This is a genomic window from Brevibacterium sp. LS14, assembly GCF_012027885.1.
Classification (GTDB): Bacteria; Actinomycetota; Actinomycetes; order Actinomycetales; family Brevibacteriaceae; genus Brevibacterium; species Brevibacterium casei.
On the sequence record NZ_SJXG01000060.1, the window covers coordinates 453,075 to 479,196 of the forward strand.

Genomic DNA, 26,122 nt, shown 5'->3' on the forward strand with positions numbered 1-26,122 from the left:
CGCTCTCATCCCACGCCCGCAGGGGGCCGGTCGACCGACCGGCCCCCTGCGGCATTCACACCTCCGCCACCTCGGCGATCCTCCAGGCTCCCTCATGCTCGGTGAGCGTGAAGACGACGTCCTCGGCCTCGAACCGCTCCTCCTGTCCTCCGATCTCCGCGCTCGTCGTCATCCGCGCCGCAACCCGGATGCCGGTGTCGGTGCGCTCGACCACGGTGACGTCCCCGACGGTGACCGTGTACGTCCCGCCCGCATAGGCGGAGAGGTCGATGAGTTCGTCGGCGGCGGCCGCCGACGACCCGGGGACGGTGAGTGCGGCGAGGGCATCCCCGTCACCGGCGCCCAGCGCCCGCGCGCGTTCGGCACAGAGGTCGCCGAGGCGGTCGATGACGTCCTCGTCCGTGGGATCCTCGTCCCCCGCACCGTCCCCCGAACCCGCAGGCGGCCGCTGCGCCGCCGCCTGCTCGGGTCCGGCCGGTGGTGTCTCCGCTGTCGACCAGGCGACGAGCAGACCCCCGAGGACGGCGACGATGATCGACGCGGCGATGCCCCAGCGCACCGGACCTCCTCTCATCCGCAGCCTGGTCCACCACGAGGATCGGGTGGATTCCGGACGTCGCGGTGGCCGACCCGACCTGCAGGTCCGCTCCCCACGCCTCGACCGGGATCGACGCGCGTGTGAAGCGGCCGCGGCACGCAGGGCCGCTGCGGCGCCAAGGCGACCGGAGCGCTCCCCCGGACGGGCGCCGACATCGCCCGGCCCCGGCCGATCGGCAGCGTCGCCCTGCGGGGTCGGGACCTGCGCGGGAGCGGCCCGCAGCCGAGCGGTGATCGCCTGCGCCGGATCGAGGTCGCGGGAGGCCGGGACGAGCGGCAGCGGAACCGGTGCGGGAAGAGTGCCCAACTGCGCAGACACCTCGGCGACGGCGGCTGCCACCCCGGCCTCCCCGCCGGATGGCGGGACAGGATCGTCGTCGAGGAGATCGGCGACCAGAGCGCGCAGCTGCGCGCTGCGCTCGGCGAGGGCGACATCGACCGGCAGCAGGGCCTCGCTCCACGGGGATCCGTAGGCGGCATGGTAGACGAGCTCGCCGATCGCCCGGCGGACGGAGGTCTCGAGCCGGTGCCGCACCCCGGGGATGAGACGGGGGCGGCCCTCGGCGTCGAGGGCGAAGCAGTCGAGGCCGAGCCGGGAGGCCTGGTCCCCGACCGCTGCGAGTTCGGCGAAGCATCCGCGCAGGAGAGTATGGATCTCTGCCTCGGTGAGTCCGTGGACGGCGCGGACGGCGTCGAGGACGAAGCCTCCGGGAAGGGGATCGACGAGGAGGACCTCGGTCTCCCCCGTCGGCAGGAGCACCGACTCCGTACCGCGTGCCGCGTCGTGATCGGCATCGAACCCGCGGTTCTCGACTCCCCACACGGACTCACCGGTGTCGTCGCGGAGGCGGTGGACCACCTCGGCGATCGTGGTCTCGTAATGCCATGTCATAGTTCGTCATCCCCATCGATGAAACGAAACGATCTTAGATGTCATTCGATGATGGATGATGACGTTTGATAAGTCAATGCGGAATGCGAGCGAAAGGTGTCGAGGGTCATGTTCTGCGCAATTGAACACCCCGATCAACGGGCATATTGTGGTGGCATGCCTCTGGCCACTGAAATTCTCGGTTTCGCACCGGCCTTCTCGGACTACCGGCGAACCTGGGACCTGCAGAAGAAGTATCACGAAGACGTGCTCGCCGGGACGAGGGAGTCGACGATCCTCCTCCTCGAACATCCGCCTGTCTACACGGCGGGCAAGCGCACCGAGGACCATGAGCGGCCGACCGACGGCACCGAGGTCGTCGACGTCGACCGCGGCGGGAAGATCACCTGGCACGGCCCGGGCCAGCTCGTCGCCTACTTCATCTACCGCCTCAACGATCCCAAAGAGGTCCGCCTCTTCGTCGCCCAGCTCGAAGACTCGATGATCCGCCTGCTCGGCGAGTACGGGATCGAGGCGACGACGGTCGAGGGGCGCGCCGGCGTGTGGATCCTCGGTGACGGCGTCCGCCGGGACCGGAAGATCGGGGCGATCGGCATCCGCATCCACGAGGGCGTGACCATGCACGGCCTCGCCCTCAACTGCAGCAACGACCTCGGCGCCTATGCCTCGATCATCCCCTGCGGGATCACCGACGCCGACACCACGACCATCAGTGCCGAGCTCGGACGCACGGTGACCCCAGAAGAGGTCGCCCCCCGGCTCGACGAGATCCTCCACGAGACCATCACCGCTTAGGAGCTCACCTGTGACGATCGCACCCGAAGGCCGCCGTATGCTCCGTGTCGAGGCACGGAACTCGGAAGTGCCCATCGAGGAGAAGCCCGCCTGGATCAAGGCGAAGGCCCACATCGGCCCCGAGTACACCTCGCTCAAGTCCCTCGTCCGCAAGCAGGACCTCCACACCGTGTGCGAGGAAGCCGGATGCCCGAACATCTTCGAGTGCTGGGAGGATCGCGAGGCGACGTTCCTCATCGGCGGCGAGCAGTGTACGAGGCGCTGCGACTTCTGCCAGATCGACACCGGCCGTCCTGCCGACTTCGACGCCGACGAGCCCCGTCGAGTCGCCGCCTCGGTCGGTGAGATGGGTCTGCGCTACTCGACGATCACCGGTGTCGCCCGTGACGACCTCGACGACGGCGGCGCCTGGCTCTACGCGGAGACCGTCAGGCAGATCCACGCCCTCGACCACGTCGACGGCCGCGGCACCGGAGTCGAACTCCTCATCCCCGACTTCAATGCCAAGCCCGACCAGCTCGCCGAGGTGTTCTCCTCCCGCCCCGAGGTTCTCGCCCACAACGTCGAGACCGTCCCGCGGATCTTCAAGCGCATCCGCCCTGCCTTCCGCTACGAACGGTCACTGTCGGTGATCACGCAGGCCCGGGAGGCGGGACTGATCACGAAGTCGAACCTCATCCTCGGCATGGGCGAGACGAATGACGAGATCATCTCCGCCCTACAGGACCTCCATGACGCCGGTTGCGACATCATCACGATCACGCAGTACCTGCGACCCTCCCCCCGGCACCATCCGGTCACCCGGTGGGTCAAGCCCGCCGACTTCGTCATGTTCCGCGACGCCGCCGAGGAGATCGGCTTCCTCGGCGTCATGTCGGGTCCGCTCGTGCGCTCCTCGTACCGCGCGGGTCGCCTGTGGGCGACGGCGATGCGCCACCGCGGGGAGGAGATCCCCGCCCACCTCGCCCACCTCGACAAGCACACCCCGGCTCGCCAGGAGGCGCAGGCCGTCGTGGATATGTTCGGCGCCGGCGAAGAGGTAGACTTGACTGCTGAGCAATGAGTGGTCCCGGGCATAATTCCGGGCACCCGCCGGCCCGTCAAGAGCAAGTGAGAGAATGAGCGAAGAACGCCGCAAGGGACTTTTCCGCCGCAAGCCCAAGGATCCGAACCGGAAGCCGGGCCGCTTGGCGCAGATGCGCCAGGTCTACGAGCTCGCAGCCAAGCACAACAAGGCCACTCCGTGGCTGCTCGCCGCTGCGATCGTCGGCTGCACCCTCGTCGGCCTTCTGGCCGGACTCGTCTTCGGCGGTGCCGTCTTCACGACGATCCTCGGTCTCATGGTCGGCCTCCTCCTCGGGATGTTCATGCTCGGTCGTTTCGCCGAGACCGCGGCGTTCGCACAGATGGAGGGCCAGCCCGGTGCCTTCGGCGCGGTCCTCAACACCGCCCGCCGCGGCTACCTCATGGACGACAAGCCGATCGCGATCGACCCGAAGAGCCGCGACCTCGTCTTCCGCTCGACCGGGCGCTCCGGGGTCGTGCTCCTCAGCGAGGGCCCGAAGGCCCGCAGTGCGAAGCTGCTGGCCAAGGAGAAGAAGCGCCATGAGCGCATCCTCCCCAATGTTCCCGTCCACACCCTCCAGGGCGGCAACGAGGAGGGACAGCTGCAGATGAAGCAGGTCGTCTCGGCCGTGCACAAGCTGCCGCGCAAGCTCAACCGCGCCGAGGTCCTCGCGGTGCGCAACCGGCTCTCCGCGCTCGGCACGCAGGGCACGCGCCCGCCGATCCCCAAGGGCATCGACCCGAACAAGGCCCGCCCCAACCACAAGGCGATGCGCGGACGCTGACCGTCCCCGCAGATTCGTCGGCCCCGGCTCCGCAGATGCGGAGTCGGGGCCGATGTGCGTCCGGCCTCGCGTCAGCGAGTAGGAAGTCAGCGGCGGAGGATGACCGTGCGTGCGGCGAGGTCGTGGAGGCCGCGGCTGTCGCGGTCGAAGATGAGCGCCGGGATGACGAGGACGACGAGCGCCGTCCTGATGATCGCGGGCAGGAACCCCGGGACACGGCCGTCGAGGCGACGGACCTCGATCCCGAAGAGACGGTGCCCGACGGAGTATCCGAGGGTGGAGACGAGGAGGATGTTCTCGACGGCGAAGATCGCCGGGGCGAGGAACGGATTCGTCGAACCGATGGCGCCGGCGATGGCCAGGCACATGAACCAGTCGACCATGAGTGCGAGCAGGCGGCGCCAGGCGGGGGCGACTGAGTGCCGACCGGTCTCCGGCAGGCCGAGTCTGCGTCCGGGCCAGTCGCCCTCTTCTCGGTGGATCTGAGGGCCCTGCAGCCAGGACCCGAGGTCGTCGCGATTGATCACCCTGCCAGCCTACCGAAGGCGACGTGGGAGAATCCTCAGGAAACATCCGCGAAACATGACCGTCATCACGGCTTCACCTCCGGCCAACTAGGATGGATCGTGGTCAGGGACCACCGACCACTCGTCTAACTAGGAGACCTAAGTGTTCTCGTCTGCTGAAGAACTCGTCAACTACATTGCGGAGAACGACGTGCGATTCGTCGATGTCCGCTTCTGCGACCTCCCCGGTGTCGTCCAGCACTTCAATCTGCCCGCCGCATCCTACGGCGTGGACGAGATCACCGAAGGCCTCCTCTTCGACGGGTCCTCGATCACGGGATTCCAGGGCATCCACGAGTCGGACATGAAGCTCCTCGCCGACGTCGCCTCGGCGTTCGTCGACCCCTACCGCGAGGCGAAGACGCTCGTGGTCACCCACTCGATCGTCGACCCCTTCACCGACGAGCCCTATTCGCGCGACCCCCGCCAGGTGGCGGCGAAGGCGGAGAAGTACCTCCAGTCGACCGGGATCGCCGACACCGTCTACTACGGTGCCGAGGCCGAGTTCTACATGTTCGACTCGATCCGCTATCAGAACACCCCCGGCCACAGCTTCTACGAGATCGACTCCGTCGAAGCGGCCTGGAACACCGGCGCCGAGGAGCCGGGCGGCAACCTCGGCTACAAGACTCCGTACAAGGGCGGCTACTTCCCCGTCTCCCCGCAGGACAAGTTCGCCGACATCCGCGACCAGATGTCGATGACGCTCGAGACCATCGGCTTCGAGATGGAGCGCGCCCACCATGAGGTCGGAACCGCCGGGCAGCAGGAGATCAACTACAAGTTCAACACCCTCCAGCACGCAGCCGACCAGCTCCTCGACTTCAAGTACGTCGTCAAGAACACCGCCGACGAGTACGGCAAGACGGTGACGTTCATGCCCAAGCCGCTCTTCGGGGACAACGGCTCCGGCATGCACTGCCACCAGTCGCTGTGGAAGGACGGCGAGCCCCTGTTCTACGACGAGAACGGCTATGCGGGTCTCTCCGACCTCGCACGCTGGTACATCGGCGGCCTCATCGAGCACGCCGGCGCCGTCCTCGCCTTCACGAACCCGACGATCAACTCCTACCGCCGCCTCGTCCCCGGCTATGAAGCCCCGGTCAACCTCGTCTACTCGGCGCGCAACCGCTCGGCGGCCATCCGAATCCCGGTGACCGGCTCCTCGCCGAAGGCCAAGCGCCTCGAGTTCCGCGTGCCCGACCCGTCGTCGAACCCCTACCTCGCGTTCTCCGCCCAGCTCATGGCCGGACTCGACGGCATCCGCAACCGCATCGAACCGCCGGAGCCGATCGACAAGGACCTCTACGAGCTGCCCCCGGAAGAGGCCAAGGACATCAAGCTCGTGCCGGCCTCCCTCGACGAGGCGCTCGACGAGCTCGAGCGCGATCACGACTTCCTCACCGCCGGTGACGTGTTCACGCCCGACCTCATCGAGACCTGGATCCGGATCAAGCGCGAGAACGAGATCGACGTCGCGCGCCTGCGTCCGACCCCGACCGAGTTCGAGCTCTACTTCTCGATCTGACCCGACCCGCGGCGGGAGAATCGCCGGAGGGAATACAATGGGGGCGTCACCGGTTCATCCGGTGGCGCCCCTGCCGCGTTGCCCTCGGCACGGATCGGCAGGGACCCATCATCGACACCACCACCTGCGAGGACGGAACATGGCGCATTACGATCTGCTGGTCATCGGCACGGGTTCGGGGAACATGTTCCTCGACAAGCGGTTCGCGGGGCTGAAGACCGCGATCGCCGAGGAATGGCATTTCGGAGGCACCTGCCTCAACGTCGGCTGCATCCCCACGAAGATGTTCGTCTATCCGGCCACCGTCGCCGAGGAGGCCGCGCACGCGAAGCGCTACGATGTCGATGCCTCGTTCTCCGGCGTCGACTGGTCGGACCTGCAGGAGCGCATCTTCTCCCGCGTCGACGCGATCGAAGCCGGCGGGCGCGAGTACCGGATGAGCGATCGCCAGCCGAACAACACCGTCATCCCCGAACATGTCCGCTTCGTCGACGAGAAGACCGTGGTCACCGACTCCGGTGAGGAGATCACTGCCGACCGCATCGTCATCGCCGCCGGGGCCGCCCCGACGATCCCCGACACCCCCGGGCTCGATCCCGCTCGGGTTGACACCCCGGGATACCCGATCGTCACCTCGAACTCGATCATGCGTCTGCCGGAGCAGCCGAAGCGGCTGGCGATCGTCGGCTCGGGCGTCGTCGCGATGGAGTTCGCCCATATCCTCTCGAGCTTCGGCACCGAGGTGACCGTCGTCGCCCGCGGACCCCGCCTGCTCCAGGACTTCGACGCCACCGCCTCGGCGGAGTTCACAGAGATCTTCACGGCCGACCACAACGTCATCCTCGGTGCCCAGCCGGCTGCCTACCGCCTCGGCGAGGGCGAGGGAGCTCCGGTGACGATCGACCTCGAGCCCAGCGGGCGGATGGACGACGTCGACATCCCCGCGTCGGTCGACGCCGACATCGTCCTCATCGCCATCGGCCGCCACCCGAACACCGAGGGCCTCGACGCGGCCGCGGTCGGCTACGACACGACGGCCGACGGCAGGCTCGTCGTCGATGACTTCCAGCGGGTCTACGCGGGAGGGAGGCCGGTTCCCGGCGTCTTCGCCCTCGGTGACATCAGCTCCGAGCACCAGCTCAAGCACGTCGCCAACCACGAGGCGCGCGTCGTCGGCGACAACCTCGCCGTCGACGTCGCCGCCGGCGCGCCCGGTGCCGCGCCGGAGACCGCTCTGACGCGCTCGAGCCACAAGGCCGTACCCGCGGCGGTGTTCACCTCGCCCCAGGTGGCCGCGGTCGGGATGACCGAGGACGAAGCCCGCGCCGCCGGCCACGACGTCACCGTCAAGGTCCAGAACTACTCCGACGTCGCCTACGGGTGGGCGATGGCCGACGACCCGGGGATCGTCAAGATCATCGCCGACCGGGACACCCGGCTCATCCTCGGTGCGCAGATCGTCGGCCACGAGGCGTCGATGATCATCCAACCCGTGATCCAGGCGATGGCCTTCGACCAGCCGGCCGACGAGGTGGCCCGCGGGCAGTACTGGATCCATCCTGCCCTGCCCGAGGTCATCGAGAACGCTCTCCTCGGGCTCGACTTCTCCCCGCGGTGAGGCCTCAGAACTCGTAGAACCGGTTCTCCATGACGGAGCGGGCGTGGCGGGTCGCACGCAGGTAGTCGTCCTCGAGCTCCCGTCCGCCCCCGGCCGGATACCCGAGGAGACGGGCCGTGGCTTCGAGCTCGGAGTGCTCGTCGGGCAACGACTCGGCGGTGCGCCCGCGGAAGAGCATGACCGCTGAACGGACGTTCGTGGCCAGCTGCCAGGCGACGGCGAGCTCCGCGGCGTCCTCTGCGGGGATGAGGTCCGCGGCCGCCGCGGCTTCGAGGGCCGGCAGCGTCGACGTCGTCCGCAGGCCCGGAACCGAGTGGGCGAAGCGCAGCTGGAGGAGCTGGACGGTCCATTCGACGTCGGAGAGGCTCCCCCGGCCGAGCTTGAGGTGTCGGCGCTTGTCCGCGCCCTTGGGCAGCCGCTCGTCCTCCATCCGCGCTTTGAGGGTGCGCACCTGGGTGAGCGCCTTCCCGGTCATCTGCTCGGGGTAGCGCAGAGGGTCGATGAGGGCCGTGAACTCCTCTGTCAGCGCTGAGTCGCCGGCGACGGGCCTGGCCCGCAGGAGTGCCTGGGCCTCCCACGGCTCCGACCATTTCGCGTAGTAGGACTGGTAGGAGGCGAATGTGCGCACGAGCGGACCGTTCTTGCCCTCGGGGCGCAGATCTGCGTCGAGGTCGATGCCCTTGGCCCCCTCGCTCGCCTTGAGGCGCGAAGTGAGCTGGAGGGCGACCTTGTTGACGTGTTTGCTCAGCTTCGCCCGCGCCTCGGCGTCGAGGTCCTCGTCGCGGGCACGGTAGACGAACATCGCATCCCCGTCGGAGAAGTACCCGATCTCCCGGCCGCCCCACCGCCCCATGGCGATGACCGCGAACTCGTAGTCCGGCGTCGACTCTTCGTCGAGGTCGAGACGCACGGCCGCCAGCGCACCGGAGACCGTGAGGTCCATGAGGTCGGAGAGATCGCCGGGCACCTCGGCCCGGTCGCCGACGTCGAGGACGTCGCGCAGGGCGATGCGCAGCAGCTCCCGGGAGTACGTCTCCCGAATCCGCGACACCGCTGACCCGCCGTGCCGGGAGAGCAGTCCCTCGATCTCGGCGCCGAGGACCTCGAGGTCGCGGGCGTGGAGACTCTGGTAGTCGTCGAGCCACGCGACGGCGGCCGGCTGGCGCAGCAGGAGTTCCGTCGCGTACCCGGAGAGCGTGAGGACCTCGGCGACGGACTTCGCGGCGAGCCCGGAGTCGCGCAGCATCTTGAGGAACCAGCCCGAGGAGGAGAGAGAGTCGGTGAGCCGACGGAACGACAGCAGGGCGGCATCGGGATCGACGCCGTCGGAGAACCAGTCGAGCAGCGCCGGCAGGACCTGCCGGATGACGTGGGCGGTGCGCGACATGCCCGCCGTGAGCGACTTGATGTGGCCGAGCGCACCCTGCGGGTCGCGGTAGCCGAAGGCGCGGAGCCGGTCGGCGGCCGCCTGGAGGCTCGTGCCCCGGTGATGGGCGTCGACGACGGCACCGTGGACGCCGACGGCGGCGTCGAGGACGGGACGGTAGAAGATCTGCTCGTGCAGCCGCGTGACCTGCTTGGCGAAGTCCCGGCGCGTCTCCTCGAGCCGCTCCCCCGAGCGGGTGCCGGAGGTGAAGACGGAGCGTGCGAGAGTCCGCAGCTTCGCCTCGTCGTCGGGGATGAGGGCGTTGCGCAGCATCCGCGGGATCTGCACACGGTGTTCGACGACACGCATGAAACGGTAGGCCGCGGAGAACGCTGCGGCATCGTCTTGGCCGATGTAGCCGTGCTCTCCGAGGGCGGACAGGGCGAGCAGCGTGTTCGGGGACCGGATCTCGTCGTCGCTCTGCCCGTGGACGAGCTGGAGGAGCTGCGCGGAGAACTCGACGTCGCGCAGTCCCCCGCGTCCGAGTTTGATCTGCCGCGGCGCTTCGGCGGCGGGGATGAGGTCGACGACTCGACGGCGCATCGCCCGGATCCCGTCGATGAAGCCCTCCCGGCCGGCAGCCTCCCAGACGAGAGGGCCGAGCGTGTCGGTGAACGCGGTGCCGACCTCGGAGTCGCCGGCGACGGGCCGCGCTTTGAGGAGAGCCTGGAACTCCCAGTTCTTCGCGACATCGGCGTAGTAGTGCTCGAACTCCGACATCGTGCGCACGAGCGCTCCGGCCTTGCCCTCGGGACGCAGGGCGGTGTCGACCTCCCACAGCGCCGGTTCGGCACCGGGGTCGGAGAGGATCGAGCGCATCCGCTGCGCCACCTCGGTGGCCAGGCGCCGCTGAGCGTCGGTCGACTCGGAGGCGAGGACGAAGACGACGTCGACGTCGGAGACGTAGTTGAGCTCCCTTGCCCCGGTCTTCCCGAGCGCGATCACGGCCATCCGGACGTCCGCGTCCGGGTCGAGCTCGGCCCGGGCGATGGACAGGCCCGCCTCCATCGCGGCCGAGGCGAGGTCGGAGAGGACTGCGGTGACGAGGTCGACGATGTCCTCGGGTTGGTCGGCGAAGAGGTCGTCGGCCATGAGGGCGAGAAGCACGTCCCGGTAGGCCCGGCGCAGGCGAGCGATCCCCTCGTTGCCGGTGTGAGCGGCGACCGGGGCCGGATCATCCGGGTCGGCGCCGACGCTTTCCAGCAGCGTCTCGCGCAGGGCGCTCGCCGAGGCCTGCGGGGTCGAGATCATGAGATACGGGGCACGGTTGAGCAGGATGCCCAGCGAGTCGGGGTGGCGGACGAGATGATCGACCATCGCCTCGGAGGTGCCGAGCACCCGAAGCAGTCGCGCGAGCAGCGGGCGGTCGAGATCCGCCTCGGCGACGGGGTCCGGCCCGCCCGCTCCTACCGCCTCGACGAGGGCGCGTCCATCGTCCTCGCACTGTTCGAGGACGCGGAGGAGGCCGAGAGCGGCCTGGTGCGGGTCCGGGGTCGCCTCGAGCAGGTCGACGAACCGCGAATCCGTGGCCAGCGGCGCTCCGACGATCCCGTCGATGTCGCCGAGGAAGCGGGTGGCCGACGTGGAGCCGGCAGGGGTCCGTGAGGTGATCCGAGCCATGGTCTACATCGACGAGAAGTGCTTGCTGAGCTCGTACGGCGTCACCTGCGCCCGGTATTCGGTCCATTCCTGGCGCTTGTTGCGGAGGAAGAAGTCGAAGACCTCCTCACCGAGCGTCTCGGCGACGAGGTCGGAGCCCTCCATGATCTCGACTGCCTCGGCGAGGCTGGCAGGCAGGGCGCGGATGCCCATCGCCCGACGTTCGGTGTCCGAGAGCAGCCAGACGTTGTCCTCGGCCTCCTCGGGCAGTTCGTAGTCCTCTTCGATGCCCTTGAGCCCGGCGGCGAGCATGAGGGCGTAGGAGAGGTACGGGTTCGCCGAGGAGTCCAGCCCCCGGTACTCGACGCGAGCCGAGGACGACTTGCCCGAGTTGTACTGGGGCACACGCACAAGCGCGGAGCGGTTGCGGTGGCCCCAGCAGATGTACGAGGGAGCCTCGTGGCCGGTCCACAGCCGCTTGTAGGAGTTGACGTACTGGTTCGTCACCGCGGTGATCTCCGCCGCGTGATGGAGGAGGCCCGCGATGAACTGGCGCCCGGTCTTCGACAGCTGGTAGGTCGCCCCCGGTTCGAAGAACGCGTTGTTCTCCCCCTCGAAGAGGGAGACGTGGGTGTGCATCCCGTTGCCGGGATGGTCGGAGAGCGGCTTGGGCATGAAGGAGGCGTAGACGCCCTGGGCGATCGCGACCTCCTTGATCACCGACCGGAACGTCATGATGTTGTCGGCCATCGTCAGCGCGTCGGCGTAGCGGAGGTCGATCTCGTTCTGGCCTGGTCCCGCCTCGTGGTGGGAGAACTCGACGGACAGACCCATCGCCTCGAGCATCGTCACCGCCGAGCGGCGGAAGTCGTTCGCGGTGCCGCCGTTGACGTGGTCGAAGTAGCCTGCGGTGTCGACGGGCACGGGCGCACCGAGGGTCCCGTTGCCGGAATCGAGGTTGCCGGAGCGGAAGAGGTAGAACTCGATCTCCGGGTGGACATAGAAGGTGAAGCCCTTCTTTGCCGCCGCTTCGAGGGTGCGCTTGAGGACGTTGCGCGGGTCGGCCTTGGCCGGTTCGCCCCCGGGGACGTGGATGTCGCAGAACATCCGGCCCGTCGGCTCGGTCTCTCCGCGCCACGGCAGCAGGGAGAACGTCGAGGGGTCGGGTTTGAGGACCATGTCGGCCTCGTAGACCCGGGAGAGTCCTTCGACCGCCGAGCCGTCGAACCCGATGCCCTCGGAGAACGCGCCCTCGAGTTCGGCGGGCACGATCGCCACCGACTTCAGTCCGCCGAGGACGTCGGTGAACCAGAGGCGGATGAACCGGACCTCACGGTCCTCGACGGTGCGGAGGACGAACTCTTCCTGTCGCGACATCGATCAGCCGTTCCACTTCTCGTCGTCTTCGTTCCACTCCTCGTTGCGCTTCTTCGCCTGTTCGAGGGCGTCGCGTGCCTCCGCCTCGGTGGTGTAGGGGCCCATCCGGTGGGTCCAGTCACTGACGAGACCCTGTTCGACCTCACCCGTCGCGGTGTTGAAGTACCACTTGGAGTTCGCCTCGTCGATATCCTTGAACAGTCCCATGGCCGGCCTTCCGTCGTTGCTGTGGTGCCCTGACGATGTCAGCTTACCGGTTCGCAGCCCTCCTGACAGGGGTGTTCGCCGAGGTGTCGGCGCCGTGTCGGCGACTGTGGGCATTGAGCTGGACGCGGTCATCTGACCGCCCGTGTCACTGCAGGCGGAGTCTCCCGCCGAGGCATCCCGACGCTGCCGTCGATCGAACCATTCCGTAATCTTTCGCATCGTGGACAACCGATTCCGCAAGACTCGGCACGAAATGGGCATGTAAAGGTTTGCCTCCCAGACCTTCAGAAGCTTAGAGTGAGATGTACCCTCGGCCGTTGCCTCGCGCGGCCGGACCTGCCCCGCTGCCGGGGCGCCATGAGAGAAGGAATCCAATGCGCATTTCAGTGCCCACAGAGGTCAAGAACAACGAGTTCCGGGTCGCCATCACCGCTGCCGGCGTCCATGAGCTCGTCTCCCGCGGTCACGAGGTCACCGTTCAGGCCGGTGCCGGCGAAGGCTCATTCATCAGCGACGACGAATACACCGCAGCCGGTGCGACCATCGCTCCCGACGCCGCGAGCACCTGGGCCGCCGGGGACATGGTCCTCAAGGTCAAGGAGCCCATCGCGCAGGAGTACGGCTTCCTCCGCAAGGACCTCATCCTCTTCACCTACCTCCACCTCGCCGCCGATGAGGCGCTGACGAAGGCGCTCATGGAGGCCGGCACCACCGCCATCGCCTACGAGACCGTCCAGCCCGACGGCGGCGGCCTGCCCCTGCTCGCTCCGATGTCGGAGATCGCCGGTCGGCTCTCGACGCAGGTCGGTGCGCACAGCCTGCTCAAGGCCGAAGGCGGCCGCGGTGTGCTCCTCTCCGGCGTGCCCGGCACCGACAAGGCCAACGTCGTCGTCATCGGCGCCGGCGTCGCCGGCACGAACGCCGCACGCATGGCGCTCGGCCTCGGCGCCAACGTCGAGGTCATCGACATCAACATCCCCCGCCTGCGCCAGATCGACGAGACCTTCAATGGTGCGATCGCAACGAAGGTGTCGAACAGGTACGAGATCACGAAGTCGCTCTCGACGGCCGACCTCGTCATCGGCTCCGTCCTCATCCCGGGCAAGAAGGCTCCCAAGCTCGTCACCGACGACATGGTCGCCGGCATGAAGCCCGGTTCCGTGCTCGTCGACATCGCGATCGACCAAGGCGGCTGCTTCGAGGGCTCGCACCCGACGACCCACGACGACCCGACCTACGTCGTCCACCAGTCGATCTTCTACTGCGTGGCGAACATGCCCGGCGCCGTGCCGAACACCGCGACCGCGGCGCTGACGAACGCGACCCTGCCGTTCGCCGTCAAGCTCGCCGACCAGGGCTGGCACAAGGCGCTGTCGAACGACACCGGTCTCGCCCGCGGCCTCAACACCCACAACGGCCACGTGACGAACGACAACGTCGCCGAGGCGTTCGGCCTCCAGGCCGTCTCCGTCGAGCACGCGCTCGCGAACTGAGGCGGCGGCTCCGGCCCATGCCTGAGCTCCAGCCCGGGCGGCTCTGAGTCGCTCGGCCGGCCGCTGGGCGCACAACGCACCGTCAGCGTCTTCTCCACCCCGTAGACCGGGATGAACAGACGCCGGCGGTGCGTTGTGCATTCCCCCGCCGAGGTTGTGGCAGTGCAGGTGCGCAGCGTCGGTTCGGGTGCGCTTCCGCGCTTGGGGTAGGACGTGCCGTTTGAAGTAGGGGGTGAGAGGGAGAACGTCCCCGTGGGGACGTCTACAGGGCCGCCGCCGTGCACAACCGCGGGCGCAATCGCAGACGGTCTCGTGCGCGACCGCGAACGATCAGTGTCGACGCTCGCGGCCGCCTACCGGGTCTCCCGCATCGTCGTCTGCCGGAAATGCTCCTCGCACAAGCGACCCGCCGCCTCGGCGTCTCCGGCGGCAATCGCCTCGACGATCGCGGCGTGGTCGATGACGGCCCGATCGAAGAGCTCGTGGGAGAACGGGTCGTGGCGGAAACCGGCGTTGATGCGGGTGTCGATGTCGATGGCGATGCGCACGAGCTCGGGGTTGTGTCCGGCCCGGGCGATCGCGAAGTGGAACCGGGCGTCGGCCGTGCGGGCGGCCGACGCCTCGGCGCGTTCGGAGTAGGCATCCGCGAGATCGCGCAGCTCGTCGAGCTCGTCGTCGGTGCGGCGCAGCGCCGCGGTCGCGGCTAGGCTGTTCTGGAACACGGCGCGGGCGTCGAGGAGGTTGCGCCGCTCGGCGTGGAACTCCTCGATCCTCTCGGCCATCGGGGCGAGGGTCGCTGGTGCGGCGCTCGCGACGAAAGTGCCGCCGCCACGGCCGCGACGGCGTTCGACGACGCCGAGCCGCTCGAGGCGCTCAAGGGCGGCCCGAACACTCGATCGCGACACCTGGAGGTCGGCGGCCAGCGCGCGCTCCCCCGGCAGCAGCGTGCCCTCGGGCAGGGCGCCGACCGCGATGCCGGAGAGGATGTGGTCGGCGATCTGCTGCGGGGCGCTCGTGAGGCTGACGACCTCGCTCAGCCCGGAGAACTCCTTGCCGGGCAGGTCAGGCCGCTCGCTCATCGCACCTCCACTTTCGCTCTCCCGGTTCTGTGTCTTCTCCGAGTCTAAGCTTTCCCACCGCCGAGGCGGGACGTCGGTGGGGTGCTCGTCAGTGGATTCTCGATGCGCCGGGGCTCTAGAATCGTGACCATCATGACAGCCCATCCTCGCCTCATCACGCCCGGAACGCTCTCCCCCGAACGTCAGGTCCCCGCTTCGATCACCCGACCCGAGTACGTCGGGCGCGCCGACGCCGACGAAGGCCGCGGCGGCGACCAGTACACGCCCGAGGAGATCGAGCGCGTCCGCGTCGCCGGCGGCATCGCGGCCAACGCCCTGGCCGCCGTCGGAGAGATCATCGCCCCCGGGGTGACGACCGATGAGATCGACCGGGTCGCCCACGCGTTCATGGCCGACCACGGCGCCTACCCGTCGACGCTCGGCTACCGTGGCTTCCCGAAGTCCGTGTGCACCTCGGTCAACGAGGTCATCTGCCACGGCATCCCCGACTCGACCGTGCTCGAGAACGGCGACATCGTCAACGTCGACATCACCGCCTACATCGGCGGCATGCACGGGGACACGAACTACACATTCGCCGTCGGAGACATCGACGACGAGTCGCGCCTCCTCATCGAACGGACGTGGGAGGCGACGATGCGCGGCATCAAGGCGGTGCGCCCAGGCCGGGAGATCAACGTCATCGGCCGGGTCATCGAGAAATACGCCAAGCGCTTCGGCTACGGGGTCGTCCGCGACTACAGCGGCCACGGCGTCGGCCGTGAGTTCCACTCCGGCCTCATCGTCCCCCACTACGATGCCGCACCCTCCCACGCCGAGGTGATGGAGCCGGGGATGATCTTCACGATCGAACCGATGCTCAACCTCGGCACCGAGGCCTGGGACGTCTGGGACGATTCGTGGACGGTCGTGACGAAGGACCGGAAGCGCTCCGCCCAGTTCGAGCACACCATCGTCGTCACCGACTCCGGCGCCGACATCCTCACCCTTCCCGACCCCGCCTCGGCGATCGCCGGCGGCCCGACGCCCAAGGACGCAGATGACTGAGGACACCCCCGCCCGCTTCGCAATCGGCATCGACATCGGGGGCACCGGGATCAAGGCCGCCCTCGTCGACACGGAGACCGGCCAGCTCGCGTTCAAGCGCGTGCGCGTGCTCACTCCGAAGCCGAGCACCCCGGATGCCGTGGCCGATGCCATCGCCGAGGTGGTCGACCTCCTCGTCGAGCGTGCCCTCGAACTCGAGGTCGTCGCCGACCGCGGCGTCCTCGACGCGCTGCCGCTCGGGTGCGGGTTCCCCGGCGTCGTCCTCGACGACGAGGTCCACTACGCGGCGAACCTCGACAGGAGCTGGATCGGCTCGAACATCCAGGCGATCCTGCGCAAGCGCATGGGCAGGCAGTTCTTCATCATGAACGACGCCGACGCCGCGGGTCTGGCCGAGATGGTCTTCGGTGCCGGGCGGAAGTACCGGAAGAAGACGGTGCTGCTCACGACGTTGGGCACCGGTATCGGCACGGCGCTGTTCACGCAGGGTCGCCTCGTCCCCTACACCGAGCTCGGCCACATCGAGATGAATGGCCGTGACGCGGAGACGCAGGCAGCGGAGTCGGTCAAGGTCCGTGAGGAGCTCGAGTTCGACGAGTGGGCGAAGCGGCTGCAGCAGTACTACTCGCAGGTCGAGCTGCTCGTCGCCCCGGATCTCATCATCGTCGGCGGCGGCATCTCGAAGCGCCACGACGAGTTCCTTCCGCTCATCACGACTCGGGCTGTGATGTGCCCGGCGAAGATGTTCAACAACGCGGGCATCGTCGGTGCCGCAATACTGGCCGTCAACGACGGCAAGCCTCGGGTGAAGAAGGGCCTCGGCTGAGCACTGCAGTCCCGTCTGACTGTTCAGCCAGTCACGTGATCGGTATGCTGGTCACATGAATGTCGACGAGCCCTTCGGAGGACTGATCACCGGCGCACGCGGCGCAGTGCTCGCTCTCCTCCTACGGACCGGCGCCCACCCGACGGGTCGCAGGGTCCACTCGCTTCTCGACGGTGACCACAGCCTCTGGTCTGTGCAGCAGGCGCTCAAAGCGTTAGTCGAGCTGGGAATCGTCGAGCAGACGACGGTGGGGCCGTCGATCATCTACTCGATCAACGAAGACCATGCAACAGTGCCCTCGCTCCGCAGGCTCGTCGATCCTGTCGGCATGCTGACCGAGGTCATCGAAGCGCACATCGACACGACTGCTGTCGACGCGGTCATTCTCTTCGGATCGACAGCCACCGGAGCAGCGAGCGCCGACAGTGACATCGATCTTGCCGTCATCGGCTCGAGTGACTGGGACGAATCCGGCCGTCTGGCTCAGCACGTGCACGCCGGCATGGGCAACCCATGTGACGTTCTCGTCTTCACGCCGGAGGAATTTGACGCGGCAGTCAGACGAGGCGAACCCGTCGTCAGGGATATCCTTCGTGACGGCATTCCGCTCGTCGGTGCCCTCCCCCATCGCGAGCCGCGGGTCGGCTGATGGCGCGGTCGGAACAGCAGAATTCCGCTCGGCTGTTCCTGCGAAAGGCGCAGGAGTACCTGGACTCGGCGGAGGACAACCTCGTTCTGGAACGCCTCACCGTAGCCGGCGGTGACGCCGTCCATGCTGGAATCTGCGCCAAAGACGCTTTCGTCACTGCGCTTTCAGGAACGACAGGAAAGGCGAAGGACCATTCTCGCGCAGCCCGAGAACTGCGCGACGTGCTTGGGAGTCGGGCCGTTGCCGCCGACGCCGAACGGTGCCTGCGACAACTCGTTTCCGCAAAGAGCGAGATCGAGTACGGGACCGGCCTCATGTCTGAGGCAAAAGCAGAGACGCTGGTGCGACGGGCGCGCACCCTTGTCGCGACGGCGAAGGACATTGTGGTGCTGCGGCGCTGACCACAGGCAACAGGGCATCGGCTCAGCGCTGCGGCCCGGATGTGAGTGAGGACAGGCCACCGATACGCCGGGTTCTGTCATCGAGTCGGTCACCCTCCTCGACTGACGGCCATCTATCTGGGACCGATGTCACCACCGGCCTCAAGCGATCCACCCGACGGCTCGGCGAGCAGCCTCGAACGCCGTCTGTCTGATCTTGCTCCGGATGGGGTTTACCCAGCAGCACCGGTCACCCGGCACTCTGGTGGTCTCTTACACCACCGTTTCACCCTTACCTGCCGACGCGGTCGACAGGCGGTCTGCTCTCTGTTGCACTTGCCCGCGGGTTGCCCCGGGTGGGTGTTACCCACCATCCTGCTCTGCGGAGCCCGGACGTTCCTCAGCCCATAGGGCCGCGGCCGTCTGGTGACCTGTCCTCACAGGTCAGTCTACCCGCGCGCGCCCGCCCCGGCACCGAGTCGCCGCCGCCCGTGACCAATCCGACATGGACGGCTTCGCTGCGTGTCCGGGCCGCCGAATACGATGGAGGCGTGAAGATCCTCCTCCCGCCGTCCGAAGGCAAGACCCCGCCGGCCACCGGCGATCCGCTCGACCTTACGGCGCTGTCGTCCCCGGATCTCAACCCCAAGCGCAAGCAGGTCCTCGGGGCCCTGAAGAAGGTCTCGAAGCGTCGGGATGCACTCACCGCTCTCGGAGTCGGGGCCTCGCTGACCGAGGATGTCGCCCGCAACGTCACAATCGACTTCCAGCCGTGCGCTCCCGCACTGCTCACCTACACCGGTGTCCTCTACGAGGCGATGGGGGCCGCCGACCTCGTCGCCGCCGCCGAGGCCGATGCGTCGATGGCCGAGCGCCTGCGCGACGTCCATGTCTTCTCCGCCGTCTTCGGCCAGGTCAATGGCCTCGACCCGATTCCCGCGTACCGGCTGGCGATGAAAACCGACCTCGGGCAGCTCGGTCGCCTCTCGACGTGGTGGAAGCCGATCCTCGCGAAGTCGTTCTCCGTCGGGTCCGAGGAAGTCGTCCTCGACTGCCGCTCGAGCGACTACCGCGCCGCGTGGCCGGGACCGAACAGCCAGGTCGTCACGCTCGGAGCGGTCAAGGACACCGGTGCCAAGCGCAGCGTCGTCTCCCACTGGGCGAAGTTCTACCGGGGCGAATTCGTCGGCCGACTGCTCCGCGACGAACGCGAACTTCCGGCGGACATCAACGCCCTCGTCGAGCGGGCAGGCGAGCACTACGAGGTCGAGTTCGCGGCCGCCACCAGGTCACGGCCGGCGGGGCTCACGATCGTCCTCCGCGACTGAGCCAGCCCTACAGCGTCGACTGAGCCCACACCTCGGCGTTCGCAGCGCAGCGCCCGCTCACCCCCTGCGCAGGAGGACGGCCTCGCACTCCTCGCAGGCGTGGACCTCGTTGACGTCCTCGGCAAGCCACTCGTGCCAGGTCATCCCGCTGATCTCCTGACCGCACGCCTGACAGTGCGGGCCGGCGATGATCGCGGCCCCCGGACCACCCTGAGCGACATTGGCTTCGAAGCGCCGGACGAGGTCGGGCGGCAGATCCGATTTCAGCTGCGCCTCCTGGCTGCCGAGCTCGTCGAGCTCTTCAGCCAGCGCCGCCTTGCGCTCCTTGATCCCGGTCTGCGTGGCTTTGCCCTCGGCGGTCACCGCGGTGATGTCGGCCTCGACGCGGGCGAGTTCGCCCTGCACGGCCTCGAGACGCTCCATCGTCGCCAGCTCGGTCTCCTCGAATTCGGCGACACGGCCCTCATGGGCGGCGATCTCCTCCTGCAGGTGGACGAGGTCGCGGCTGGTCAGGCCGGTGCCGTCGTTGAGTTCGTCCGTCTTCTTCGTGATCTGCGCCGTCTGCTTGTCGATGGCCGCGGTGAGTTCGGCCGTCTCGGCCTCGAGGCCGGCGATGACCTTCGCAACACCGTCCCGCTCCGCTCCGAGCGCCTTGTGCCGGTCGATGAGCTCCTGGAGCTTCGGGGCGTCGACGGGATAGTCATGTTCGTGTCGCAGAGCCCGCGACCGTGCGGTGAGATCGATGAGTGAGTCGAGTGCGGTGCGCTGAGCGGCGGTGAGGATCATGGTCACGTCCCTTTCAGTAGCGTTCGACCCAGGGATCGGTGTTGACTGCAGACGATTGGAGGGCGACCGAGAGTCCGCGCTGCTCGAACTCCGCTTCGAGCTCTGCTCGTGCCGCCGCCAGCCACACGGCCTCCGAGGCCCAGTGGGAGACGTCGATGAGCTGCGGCCGCGCCTCGGCGCGATTGGCGGTGTCGAGGGCCTCCGTCGCCGGATGGTGACGGAGATCAGCGGTGATGTAGACGTCGGCACCGCTGGACCGGACGGCATCGAAGAGGGAATCGCCCGCTCCGCCGCATACGGCGACACGAGTGACTGCGGCGGCCGGGTCGCCCGCGATGCGCACCCCCGTCGTCGTCCGCGGCAGACGCTCGGCCAGTGTGCGGGCGATGTCGCGCACGGTCGTCGCCTCCCCGAGGTCGCCGACCCGTCCGATGCCGCGCTGCGGTGCGGCGGGGTCGGGGACGAGGGGTGCGGAATCGCTCACTCCGGTCAGTTCGATGAGGACATCGGAGACGCCTCCGACCGCGGCATCGGCGTTCGTGTGGGCGTTGAATTGGGCGATCCCGTTGGTGATGAGCGTGTGCACGGCCCCGCCTTTGAGGGTGCCGGCGCTCACCGAATTCACCGGTCGGAGCATGAGCGGATGATGGGTGAAGAGGAGATCGGCGCCGAGGACGACCGCCTCGGCGATGACGGCATCCGTCGGGTCGAGGGCGAGGAGGATTGAACGCACCTCGGCGTCGGGATCCCCGACGGCCAGACCCACGGTGTCCCAGTCCTCGGCCAGGTCAGGCGGCCACAGGGAGTCGAAGACGTCCACGCACTCACTCACCGTCGGATACCTCATACGCCCACCCTAGTCGATGCTCCCCCGCTCCTCGGCGACGAATCTTCTCACCGAGGTCGTCGGCCGCTAGATTGGCACCATGAGCACTCACGCGTCACCGACGACGCTCCCAGTGAAGCCCGTGTGCTCGACCGTCGCCGACATCATCGCCCGCAGCGCCGGCCGTTTCGCCACACAGACCGCCGTCGAGTTCTCCGACCGCGCGTGGTCGTATGCCGACCTCGACGCCGCGGTCACCGCGGTCGCCCGCGAGTTCCTCGCCCTCGGTGCGGCGAAGGGCGACCGGATCGCCGCGTACGGGAAGAACTCCGATCTCTACCTCATCCTCTTCCTCGCGTGCGCACGGGCCGGACTCATCCACGTGCCCGTGAACTTCCAGCTCACCGGTGACGAACTCGACTACATCCTCGCCAACTCCGGGGCCGAGATCGTCTTCGCCGACGACGACCTCATCGAGGCGGTGAACGCGACGCCCTCGGGTGCGGCAGGGCAGGTGCGGACCCTGTCCTCGCTTCTCGGCCCCGCCTCGGCGAGCGACATCGACCCTGCCGCCTCGGGCGAATTCGACGTCACCGACGCCGACATCGCGCAACTCCTCTACACCTCGGGGACGACCTCAGCGCCGAAGGGCGCGGTGATGACCCACCGCGCCCTCGTCCACGAGTACCTCTCGTGCCTGACCAGCCTCGACTTCGCGGGCAACGACCGGGCCGTCCACGCCCTGCCGCTCTACCATTCGGCGCAGATGCACGTCTTCCTCCTCCCTCTGCTCGCCGTCGGCGCGCACAACATCATCGTCCCCGCGCCCGTGCCCGGTGACCTGCTCGCCCTCTTCGAGGAGCGGCAGATCAACTCGTTCTTCGCCGCCCCCACCGTGTGGGTGGCGCTGGCCAACAGGCCGGAGCTGGAGACCCGCAACCTCGAGAGCCTGCGCAAGGCGTACTACGGGGCATCGATCATGCCGGGTCCGGTTCTGACGAAGCTGCGTGAGCGCCTTCCGGAGCTCGGCTTCTACAACTGCTTCGGCCAATCCGAACTCGGTCCGCTGTGCACGGTGCTGCGACCTGAGGAGCACGATGACCACCCGGGATCGGCCGGTCGCGCCGTGCTCTTCGTCGAGACGCGGGTCGTCGACGCCGCCGGTGACGACGTCGCCCCCGGTGAGCTCGGGGAGATCCTCTACCGTTCCCCGCAGCTGTGCTCGGGCTACTGGGACAAGCCGGAGGCGACCGCCGAGGCGTTCGACGGAGAATGGTTCCACTCCGGGGACCTCGTGCGGATGGACGCGGACGGCTTCGTCGAGGTCGTCGACCGGGTCAAGGACGTCATCAACACCGGCGGGGTGCTCGTGGCCAGCCGACAGGTCGAGGACGCGATCTTCGAGATGCCCGGAGTCGCCGAGGTGGCCGTCGTCGGCATCGCCGACGAGAAGTGGATCGAAGCGATCTCGGCGTTCGTCGTCGTCCGCGACGATGCCGGTGAGATCGCCGAGGCGGACGTCATCGCCCATGTCCGGGACCGGTTGGCCGGGTTCAAGGTGCCCAAACGGGTCGCGTTCGTCTCCGAGCTGCCGAAGAACTCCGCTGGGAAGATCCTCAAGCGCTCCCTCCGCGAGGCGTGACCGGACACCGCTTCGGCGGTGGGCGCGGTACGGTGCCCGGCCTCGCATACACTGCACTAGGGCCAGAGTGCTGGCCGCACGGAGATGGGAAGGCTGCGGATGAGAGCTGAGGACAGCATCAAGGGGTGGCCGTGGCGACTCCACGGCGACGGGAAGTCGATCAGGCCCGGGGAGATCGTCCTCCCCGAGGAGCGGATGACCTGGCCGAGGACGATCGGAATCGGCGCTCAGCACGTCGTCGCGATGTTCGGTGCGACGTTCCTCGTCCCCCTGCTCACCGGGTTCCCGCCGTCGACGACGCTGTTCTTCACCGCGATCGGCGCCCTGCTCTTCCTGCTCATCACCAAGGGGATGATGCCGTCCTACCTCGGCTCGTCCTTCGGTCTCCTCGCCCCCATCGGAGCAGTCACCGGCTTCGCCGCGACCTCGGGTGAGAAGCTCGACCCCTCGGCGATGGCGCTCGCCCAGGGTGGGATCATCTCCGTCGGGGTCACCCTCGCCCTCGTCGGCATCGTCGTCCACTTCGCCGGGGTGCGGTGGATCGAAGTGACGATGCCGCCGGTCGTCACCGGCTCCATCGTCGCCCTCATCGGGCTCAACCTCGCCCCCGCCGCATGGGGTTGGGTGCAGCAGGCACCTCTGACCGCGGTGATCACGATCGCCGCCATCATCGTCTCCTCCGTCCTCTTCAGAGGTATGCTCGGGAGACTCTCGATCCTCATCGGCGTCTTCATCGGGTACGGAGCCGCACTCGTCCAGGGCGAGGTCGACTTCTCGACCGTCGAGACCGCCGCATGGGTCGGGCTGCCCACCTTCCATGCCCCGGCCTTCGACCTCGGCTACCTCGGGCTCTTCCTGCCCGTCGTCCTCGTCCTCGTCGCGGAGAACATCGGGCATGTGAAGTCGGTGGCGGCGATGACCGGCCGCGACCTCGACGGACTCACCGGGCGCGCGCTCTTCGCCGACGGCCTGGCGACGACGATCGCCGGAGCCGGCGGCGGGTCGGGGACGACGACGTACGCGGAGAACATCGGCGTCATGGCAGCGACGAAGATCTACTCGACGGCCGCCTATCTGTGTGCAGCGATCATCGCCCTCATCCTCAGCCTGCTGCCGAAGTTCGGCGAGATCATCGCGACGATCCCTCCGGGCGTCCTCGGCGGAGCGGCGACGGTCCTCTACGGGATGATCGGCCTCCTCGGCGTGCGCATCTGGGCGGAGAACCGCGTCGACTTCTCCAACCCCATCAACCTCAACACCGCTGCCGTCTCGCTCATCGTCGCGATCGCGAACTACACGTGGTCCCCGGCGGGACTCGAGTTCGCGGGCATCGCTCTGGGCACCGCCTCGGCGATCGTCATCTATCAGGTGATGCGGGCGATCGCGAAGTGGCGGGGCACGGCACCGATCCCCGACTCCGCCCCCGAGGCGGGCCAGCCGGAGGTCACCGACCGGCGTTGAAGACCGTCTGGATCTCCGCGATCTTCCCGCCCTCGAACCGCAGCCAGGTGGCGGCCGGCGTCGACGGGGCGACAGTGGTCTTGAGCACCGACCAGGTGAGGGCATTGTCGTCGTCGGCGAGTTGAACGGCGACATCGTCAGACGTCGTCATCGCGCCCATCTCGGTCAGGCCCTTGACGACGTCCTCGGCTCCCGAGGCTCGGGCGAGCGGGCCGGAGAACGTGACGTCTGGGGTGACGAGGGAGGCGAGAGTGTCGGCGTCGCCGTTCGAGAGCGCGGTGTGGAACTGTGCGGCGAGATCTGAGGTGGCCATGGGCGTTGTCCTCCTGCGTGGGTGGTGCACGGCGGTGTGGGGATCCCACGCACCTGGTGTGATCATGGCAACATATCCTGCCGATGACAACAGGCAGACGCGATTCGGTGGGATCTGCCAGGGCAGTCGGATGGTCTGCGCCTTCAGGCCGCTTCGGCCTCGACCGGGCGCTTTCGGCCAAGGAGGTTGACGAAGAATCCGACGCCGGCGCCGATGATGAGCGGCAGTGCCACGGGGATGTCGATGAGCAGGATGAGGATGAGGAGGACGGCGAGTGGGCGCTTCCATCCGACGGCGACGGTCGCGGCCATGCCGGTGGCCATGGCGGCACCGATCTCGAGTCCGGGGACGCCGACGGCGACGGCCCCGCCGATCGCGGAGCCGATGAAGACCAGCGGGAAGAACTCGCCGCCCCTCCACCCGCTGGCCAGGCACACGGCGACGGCGAGGATCTTCGCCACAGCGACGACGAGGAGCGTCGCCCACGCTCCGGTCTCGGTGAGGACCAGGAGATCGTGGAGCTCGTGGTGCCCGGAGAACCGGACAAGGGGCACGACCGCCGCCAGCAGGCCGAAGACGATGGTGCCGAGGCCGATGATCAGCCACGGTCGACGCAGCCGGCCGACGAGGCGCTCGAGCCCGTGGTGGAGTCCGCGGAAGGCCAGACCGGCCGCCGCCGCGACGACGGCGACTCCGAGCAGCCACGGATCCGAGTAGCCCGCGTCGATCGGCGGCAGGGTGATCTGGGCGCCGCCTCCCCCGGTGACGAGTTTCGTCACCCCGAGGAAGACGAAGAAACCGGCGAGGGCAGCGGCGAACTGCAGGGCCTTGCCCGGACCGAGTTCGTCCCCGTCGATGGCCGCAGCTCCCGGCGGTGACCCGTAGAACCCGCCGAGGGCACCGGCACTTCCGGCCTGCCCGATCATCTTCCGCATCTCGACGTCCTCCCCGATGAGGTGCGCGACGATCGTCGAGAGCTGGGCGACGACGGCGATGATGCCGGCTTCGGGGCCGATCGCTCCCCCGAAGGCGACGGCGACGATCGCTGAGAGCGCGGTCGTCGCCACCGCCCGCCGAGGCAGGGCATCCGGGTCACGTGACTGCTCGAGCAGGGTCTGGAGGTCTTCGGTCGGGGCGGCACGGTCGAGGACGATGAGGAGGATCCCGCCGAGGAGGATGGTGAGCACGATCTGCAGCGGGGATTCCCCGAGAAGTGCCCCCGACGCACCCCAGACGATCTCCTGCAACCAGGTCATGCCGGCGAAGACGAGCGCGGCGACGAGACCGGCGATGCCCCCGTAGACGAGGGCGAGAAGGGCGAGCCGCCCGGTCACCCCGGCGAATCGGGTCCTCACGGTGCGTCTTCGGGGTCAGCGCCGCCTCGGCGTCGGCGGGACATGAGTCGGGAGAGCTCAGCGGCGATGAGGCCGAGGAAGACGAGGTCGAAGACGAAGACCGCGGAGACGAGAACCCGCGCGAGTTGCCCGACGGCGGTGATGTCGCCGTACCCGGTCGTCGTCATCGTCGTCAGCGTGAAGTAGAGCGCGTCGATGCGGGTGGTGATCCCGTCGAACTCACCGGGACGGTTGATGGCGATGACGAAGAAGACCGCCGAGAAGATCGCGGCGACGAGGACGAAGAGGAGGATGAGCAGAGGAAGGTTCGTGTCGTGCCGGCGCAGCCACAGCAGGGCGAAGCCGAGCACTGAGAGCGCTGCGGCCGTGGCGATGATTCGCCCGACGGCGCCCATCTCGGAGCTGGCCAGGGGCACGGTGAAGTAGAGCGCAAGGACAGCGACCGGGCCGAGCATTGCTGCGAGCACGCGCATACGGGCCGA

24 protein-coding genes and 1 other RNA gene are annotated in these 26,122 nt (G+C 68.2%); 13 read left to right on the top strand and 12 right to left on the bottom strand.

Translation table 11 applies throughout. The features are described 5' to 3' along the window. Nucleotides 1–55: 55 nt before the first annotated feature. Entirely contained in the window at nt 56–1,489 is a 1,434-nt protein-coding gene (locus EZE58_RS16550; RefSeq protein WP_167560958.1) for a hypothetical protein, read from the bottom strand. Nucleotides 1,490–1,645: 156 nt separating this feature from the next. Here EZE58_RS16550 and lipB point away from each other — a divergent pair, with 156 nt between their 5' ends. The 3 genes from lipB to EZE58_RS16565 are packed head-to-tail and all read left to right on the top strand — an operon-like array spanning nt 1,646 to nt 4,134. Continuing rightward, entirely contained in the window at nt 1,646–2,284 is a 639-nt protein-coding gene (gene lipB / locus EZE58_RS16555) for a lipoyl(octanoyl) transferase LipB (RefSeq protein ID WP_063250489.1), read from the top strand. Between the two features lie 10 nt (nt 2,285–2,294). Then, entirely contained in the window at nt 2,295–3,347 is a 1,053-nt protein-coding gene (lipA, locus tag EZE58_RS16560; RefSeq protein ID WP_009375688.1) for a lipoyl synthase, read from the top strand. Nucleotides 3,348–3,402: 55 nt separating this feature from the next. After that, nucleotides 3,403–4,134: a DUF4191 domain-containing protein gene (locus EZE58_RS16565; RefSeq protein ID WP_040341010.1), complete on the top strand. Its 732-nt coding sequence runs from the start codon at nt 3,403–3,405 to the stop codon at nt 4,132–4,134. Between the two features lie 86 nt (nt 4,135–4,220). Here the strand turns inward: EZE58_RS16565 and EZE58_RS16570 are convergent, their stop codons facing one another. Continuing rightward, the gene (locus EZE58_RS16570; protein ID WP_009375686.1) at nt 4,221–4,661 is read right to left on the bottom strand and encodes an RDD family protein; all 441 of its coding nucleotides are present in this window, start codon (nt 4,659–4,661) and stop codon (nt 4,221–4,223) included. Nucleotides 4,662–4,803: 142 nt separating this feature from the next. On the opposite strand from EZE58_RS16570, the gene glnA (EZE58_RS16575) reads away from it, so the two are divergent. Beyond that, complete coding sequence (gene glnA / locus EZE58_RS16575) at nt 4,804–6,228, top strand: type I glutamate--ammonia ligase (RefSeq protein ID WP_009375685.1); 1,425 nt, start codon at nt 4,804–4,806, stop codon at nt 6,226–6,228. Nucleotides 6,229–6,367: 139 nt separating this feature from the next. Next, nucleotides 6,368–7,846 carry a mycothione reductase gene (locus EZE58_RS16580; RefSeq protein ID WP_009375684.1) on the top strand — a complete coding sequence of 493 codons (1,479 nt, stop codon included), beginning with the start codon at nt 6,368–6,370 and terminating at the stop codon, nt 7,844–7,846. Between the two features lie 4 nt (nt 7,847–7,850). Here the strand turns inward: EZE58_RS16580 and EZE58_RS16585 are convergent, their stop codons facing one another. Genes EZE58_RS16585 through EZE58_RS16595 form a run of 3 tightly spaced genes read right to left on the bottom strand, consistent with a single transcriptional unit; the run spans nt 7,851 to nt 12,455 of the window. Continuing rightward, nucleotides 7,851–10,892 (bottom strand): bifunctional [glutamine synthetase] adenylyltransferase/[glutamine synthetase]-adenylyl-L-tyrosine phosphorylase, encoded by a 3,042-nt coding sequence (locus EZE58_RS16585; protein ID WP_009375683.1) that lies wholly within the window; start codon nt 10,890–10,892, stop codon nt 7,851–7,853. A 3-nt stretch (nt 10,893–10,895) separates the two neighbouring features. Continuing rightward, nucleotides 10,896–12,248: a type I glutamate--ammonia ligase gene (gene glnA, locus EZE58_RS16590; RefSeq protein WP_009375682.1), complete on the bottom strand. Its 1,353-nt coding sequence runs from the start codon at nt 12,246–12,248 to the stop codon at nt 10,896–10,898. Nucleotides 12,249–12,251: 3 nt separating this feature from the next. Continuing rightward, nucleotides 12,252–12,455, bottom strand: coding sequence for a hypothetical protein (locus tag EZE58_RS16595; protein ID WP_009375680.1), 204 nt, complete (start codon nt 12,453–12,455; stop codon nt 12,252–12,254). A 374-nt stretch (nt 12,456–12,829) separates the two neighbouring features. Between EZE58_RS16595 and ald the strand changes: the two genes are divergently transcribed. After that, a complete protein-coding gene (gene ald / locus EZE58_RS16600; protein ID WP_009375678.1) occupies nt 12,830–13,948 on the top strand; it encodes an alanine dehydrogenase in 1,119 nt (372 codons plus the stop codon). A 353-nt stretch (nt 13,949–14,301) separates the two neighbouring features. Here ald and EZE58_RS16605 read toward each other — a convergent pair whose 3' ends face one another. Then, nucleotides 14,302–15,027 (bottom strand): FCD domain-containing protein, encoded by a 726-nt coding sequence (locus EZE58_RS16605; RefSeq protein ID WP_009375676.1) that lies wholly within the window; start codon nt 15,025–15,027, stop codon nt 14,302–14,304. 132 nt (nt 15,028–15,159) lie between these two features. On the opposite strand from EZE58_RS16605, the gene map reads away from it, so the two are divergent. The 4 genes from map (at nt 15,160) to EZE58_RS16625 (ending at nt 17,950) form a co-directional block, all read left to right on the top strand. Beyond that, nucleotides 15,160–16,074: a type I methionyl aminopeptidase gene (gene map, locus EZE58_RS16610; RefSeq protein ID WP_009375674.1), complete on the top strand. Its 915-nt coding sequence runs from the start codon at nt 15,160–15,162 to the stop codon at nt 16,072–16,074. Next, nucleotides 16,067–16,900, top strand: coding sequence for a polyphosphate--glucose phosphotransferase (gene ppgK, locus EZE58_RS16615; protein ID WP_009375672.1), 834 nt, complete (start codon nt 16,067–16,069; stop codon nt 16,898–16,900). Before map ends, ppgK begins: the two co-directional genes overlap by 8 nt. Before the next feature lie 193 nt (nt 16,901–17,093). After that, entirely contained in the window at nt 17,094–17,549 is a 456-nt protein-coding gene (locus EZE58_RS17530; protein ID WP_346773194.1) for a nucleotidyltransferase domain-containing protein, read from the top strand. Further along, nucleotides 17,549–17,950: a HEPN domain-containing protein gene (locus tag EZE58_RS16625; RefSeq protein ID WP_009375668.1), complete on the top strand. Its 402-nt coding sequence runs from the start codon at nt 17,549–17,551 to the stop codon at nt 17,948–17,950. The genes EZE58_RS17530 and EZE58_RS16625 overlap by 1 nt, the downstream gene beginning before the upstream one ends. A gap of 47 nt (nt 17,951–17,997) precedes the next feature. Here the strand turns inward: EZE58_RS16625 and rnpB are convergent. Further along, nucleotides 17,998–18,364: RNase P RNA component class A (rnpB, locus tag EZE58_RS16630), an RNA gene on the bottom strand. A gap of 116 nt (nt 18,365–18,480) precedes the next feature. Here rnpB and yaaA point away from each other — a divergent pair. Further along, entirely contained in the window at nt 18,481–19,257 is a 777-nt protein-coding gene (gene yaaA, locus EZE58_RS16635) for a peroxide stress protein YaaA (protein WP_009375666.1), read from the top strand. Nucleotides 19,258–19,314: 57 nt separating this feature from the next. Here the strand turns inward: yaaA and EZE58_RS16640 are convergent, their stop codons facing one another. After that, nucleotides 19,315–20,043 carry a hypothetical protein gene (locus tag EZE58_RS16640; RefSeq protein WP_009375664.1) on the bottom strand — a complete coding sequence of 243 codons (729 nt, stop codon included), beginning with the start codon at nt 20,041–20,043 and terminating at the stop codon, nt 19,315–19,317. A 13-nt stretch (nt 20,044–20,056) separates the two neighbouring features. After that, the gene (locus EZE58_RS16645) at nt 20,057–20,890 is read right to left on the bottom strand and encodes a Nif3-like dinuclear metal center hexameric protein (RefSeq protein WP_040341008.1); all 834 of its coding nucleotides are present in this window, start codon (nt 20,888–20,890) and stop codon (nt 20,057–20,059) included. Nucleotides 20,891–20,969: 79 nt separating this feature from the next. On the opposite strand from EZE58_RS16645, the gene EZE58_RS16650 reads away from it, so the two are divergent. Together EZE58_RS16650 and EZE58_RS16655 are read left to right on the top strand one after the other, a co-directional pair. Further along, nucleotides 20,970–22,511, top strand: a complete 1,542-nt coding sequence (locus EZE58_RS16650) for a fatty acyl-CoA synthetase (protein WP_051995476.1) — start codon at nt 20,970–20,972, stop codon at nt 22,509–22,511. 99 nt (nt 22,512–22,610) lie between these two features. Beyond that, complete coding sequence (locus EZE58_RS16655; protein WP_009375658.1) at nt 22,611–23,972, top strand: solute carrier family 23 protein; 1,362 nt, start codon at nt 22,611–22,613, stop codon at nt 23,970–23,972. Here EZE58_RS16655 and EZE58_RS16660 read toward each other — a convergent pair. The 3 genes from EZE58_RS16660 to EZE58_RS16670 all read right to left on the bottom strand — a co-directional run bounded on the left by EZE58_RS16660 (nt 23,956) and on the right by EZE58_RS16670 (nt 26,113). Further along, nucleotides 23,956–24,285: a nuclear transport factor 2 family protein gene (locus EZE58_RS16660; protein ID WP_009375656.1), complete on the bottom strand. Its 330-nt coding sequence runs from the start codon at nt 24,283–24,285 to the stop codon at nt 23,956–23,958. The genes EZE58_RS16655 and EZE58_RS16660 overlap by 17 nt on opposite strands. A gap of 143 nt (nt 24,286–24,428) precedes the next feature. Further along, the gene (locus EZE58_RS16665; RefSeq protein ID WP_131247606.1) at nt 24,429–25,640 is read right to left on the bottom strand and encodes a chloride channel protein; all 1,212 of its coding nucleotides are present in this window, start codon (nt 25,638–25,640) and stop codon (nt 24,429–24,431) included. After that, nucleotides 25,637–26,113 carry an ion channel gene (locus EZE58_RS16670; protein WP_009375652.1) on the bottom strand — a complete coding sequence of 159 codons (477 nt, stop codon included), beginning with the start codon at nt 26,111–26,113 and terminating at the stop codon, nt 25,637–25,639. The genes EZE58_RS16665 and EZE58_RS16670 overlap by 4 nt, the downstream gene beginning before the upstream one ends. Nucleotides 26,114–26,122: the final 9 nt, after the last annotated feature.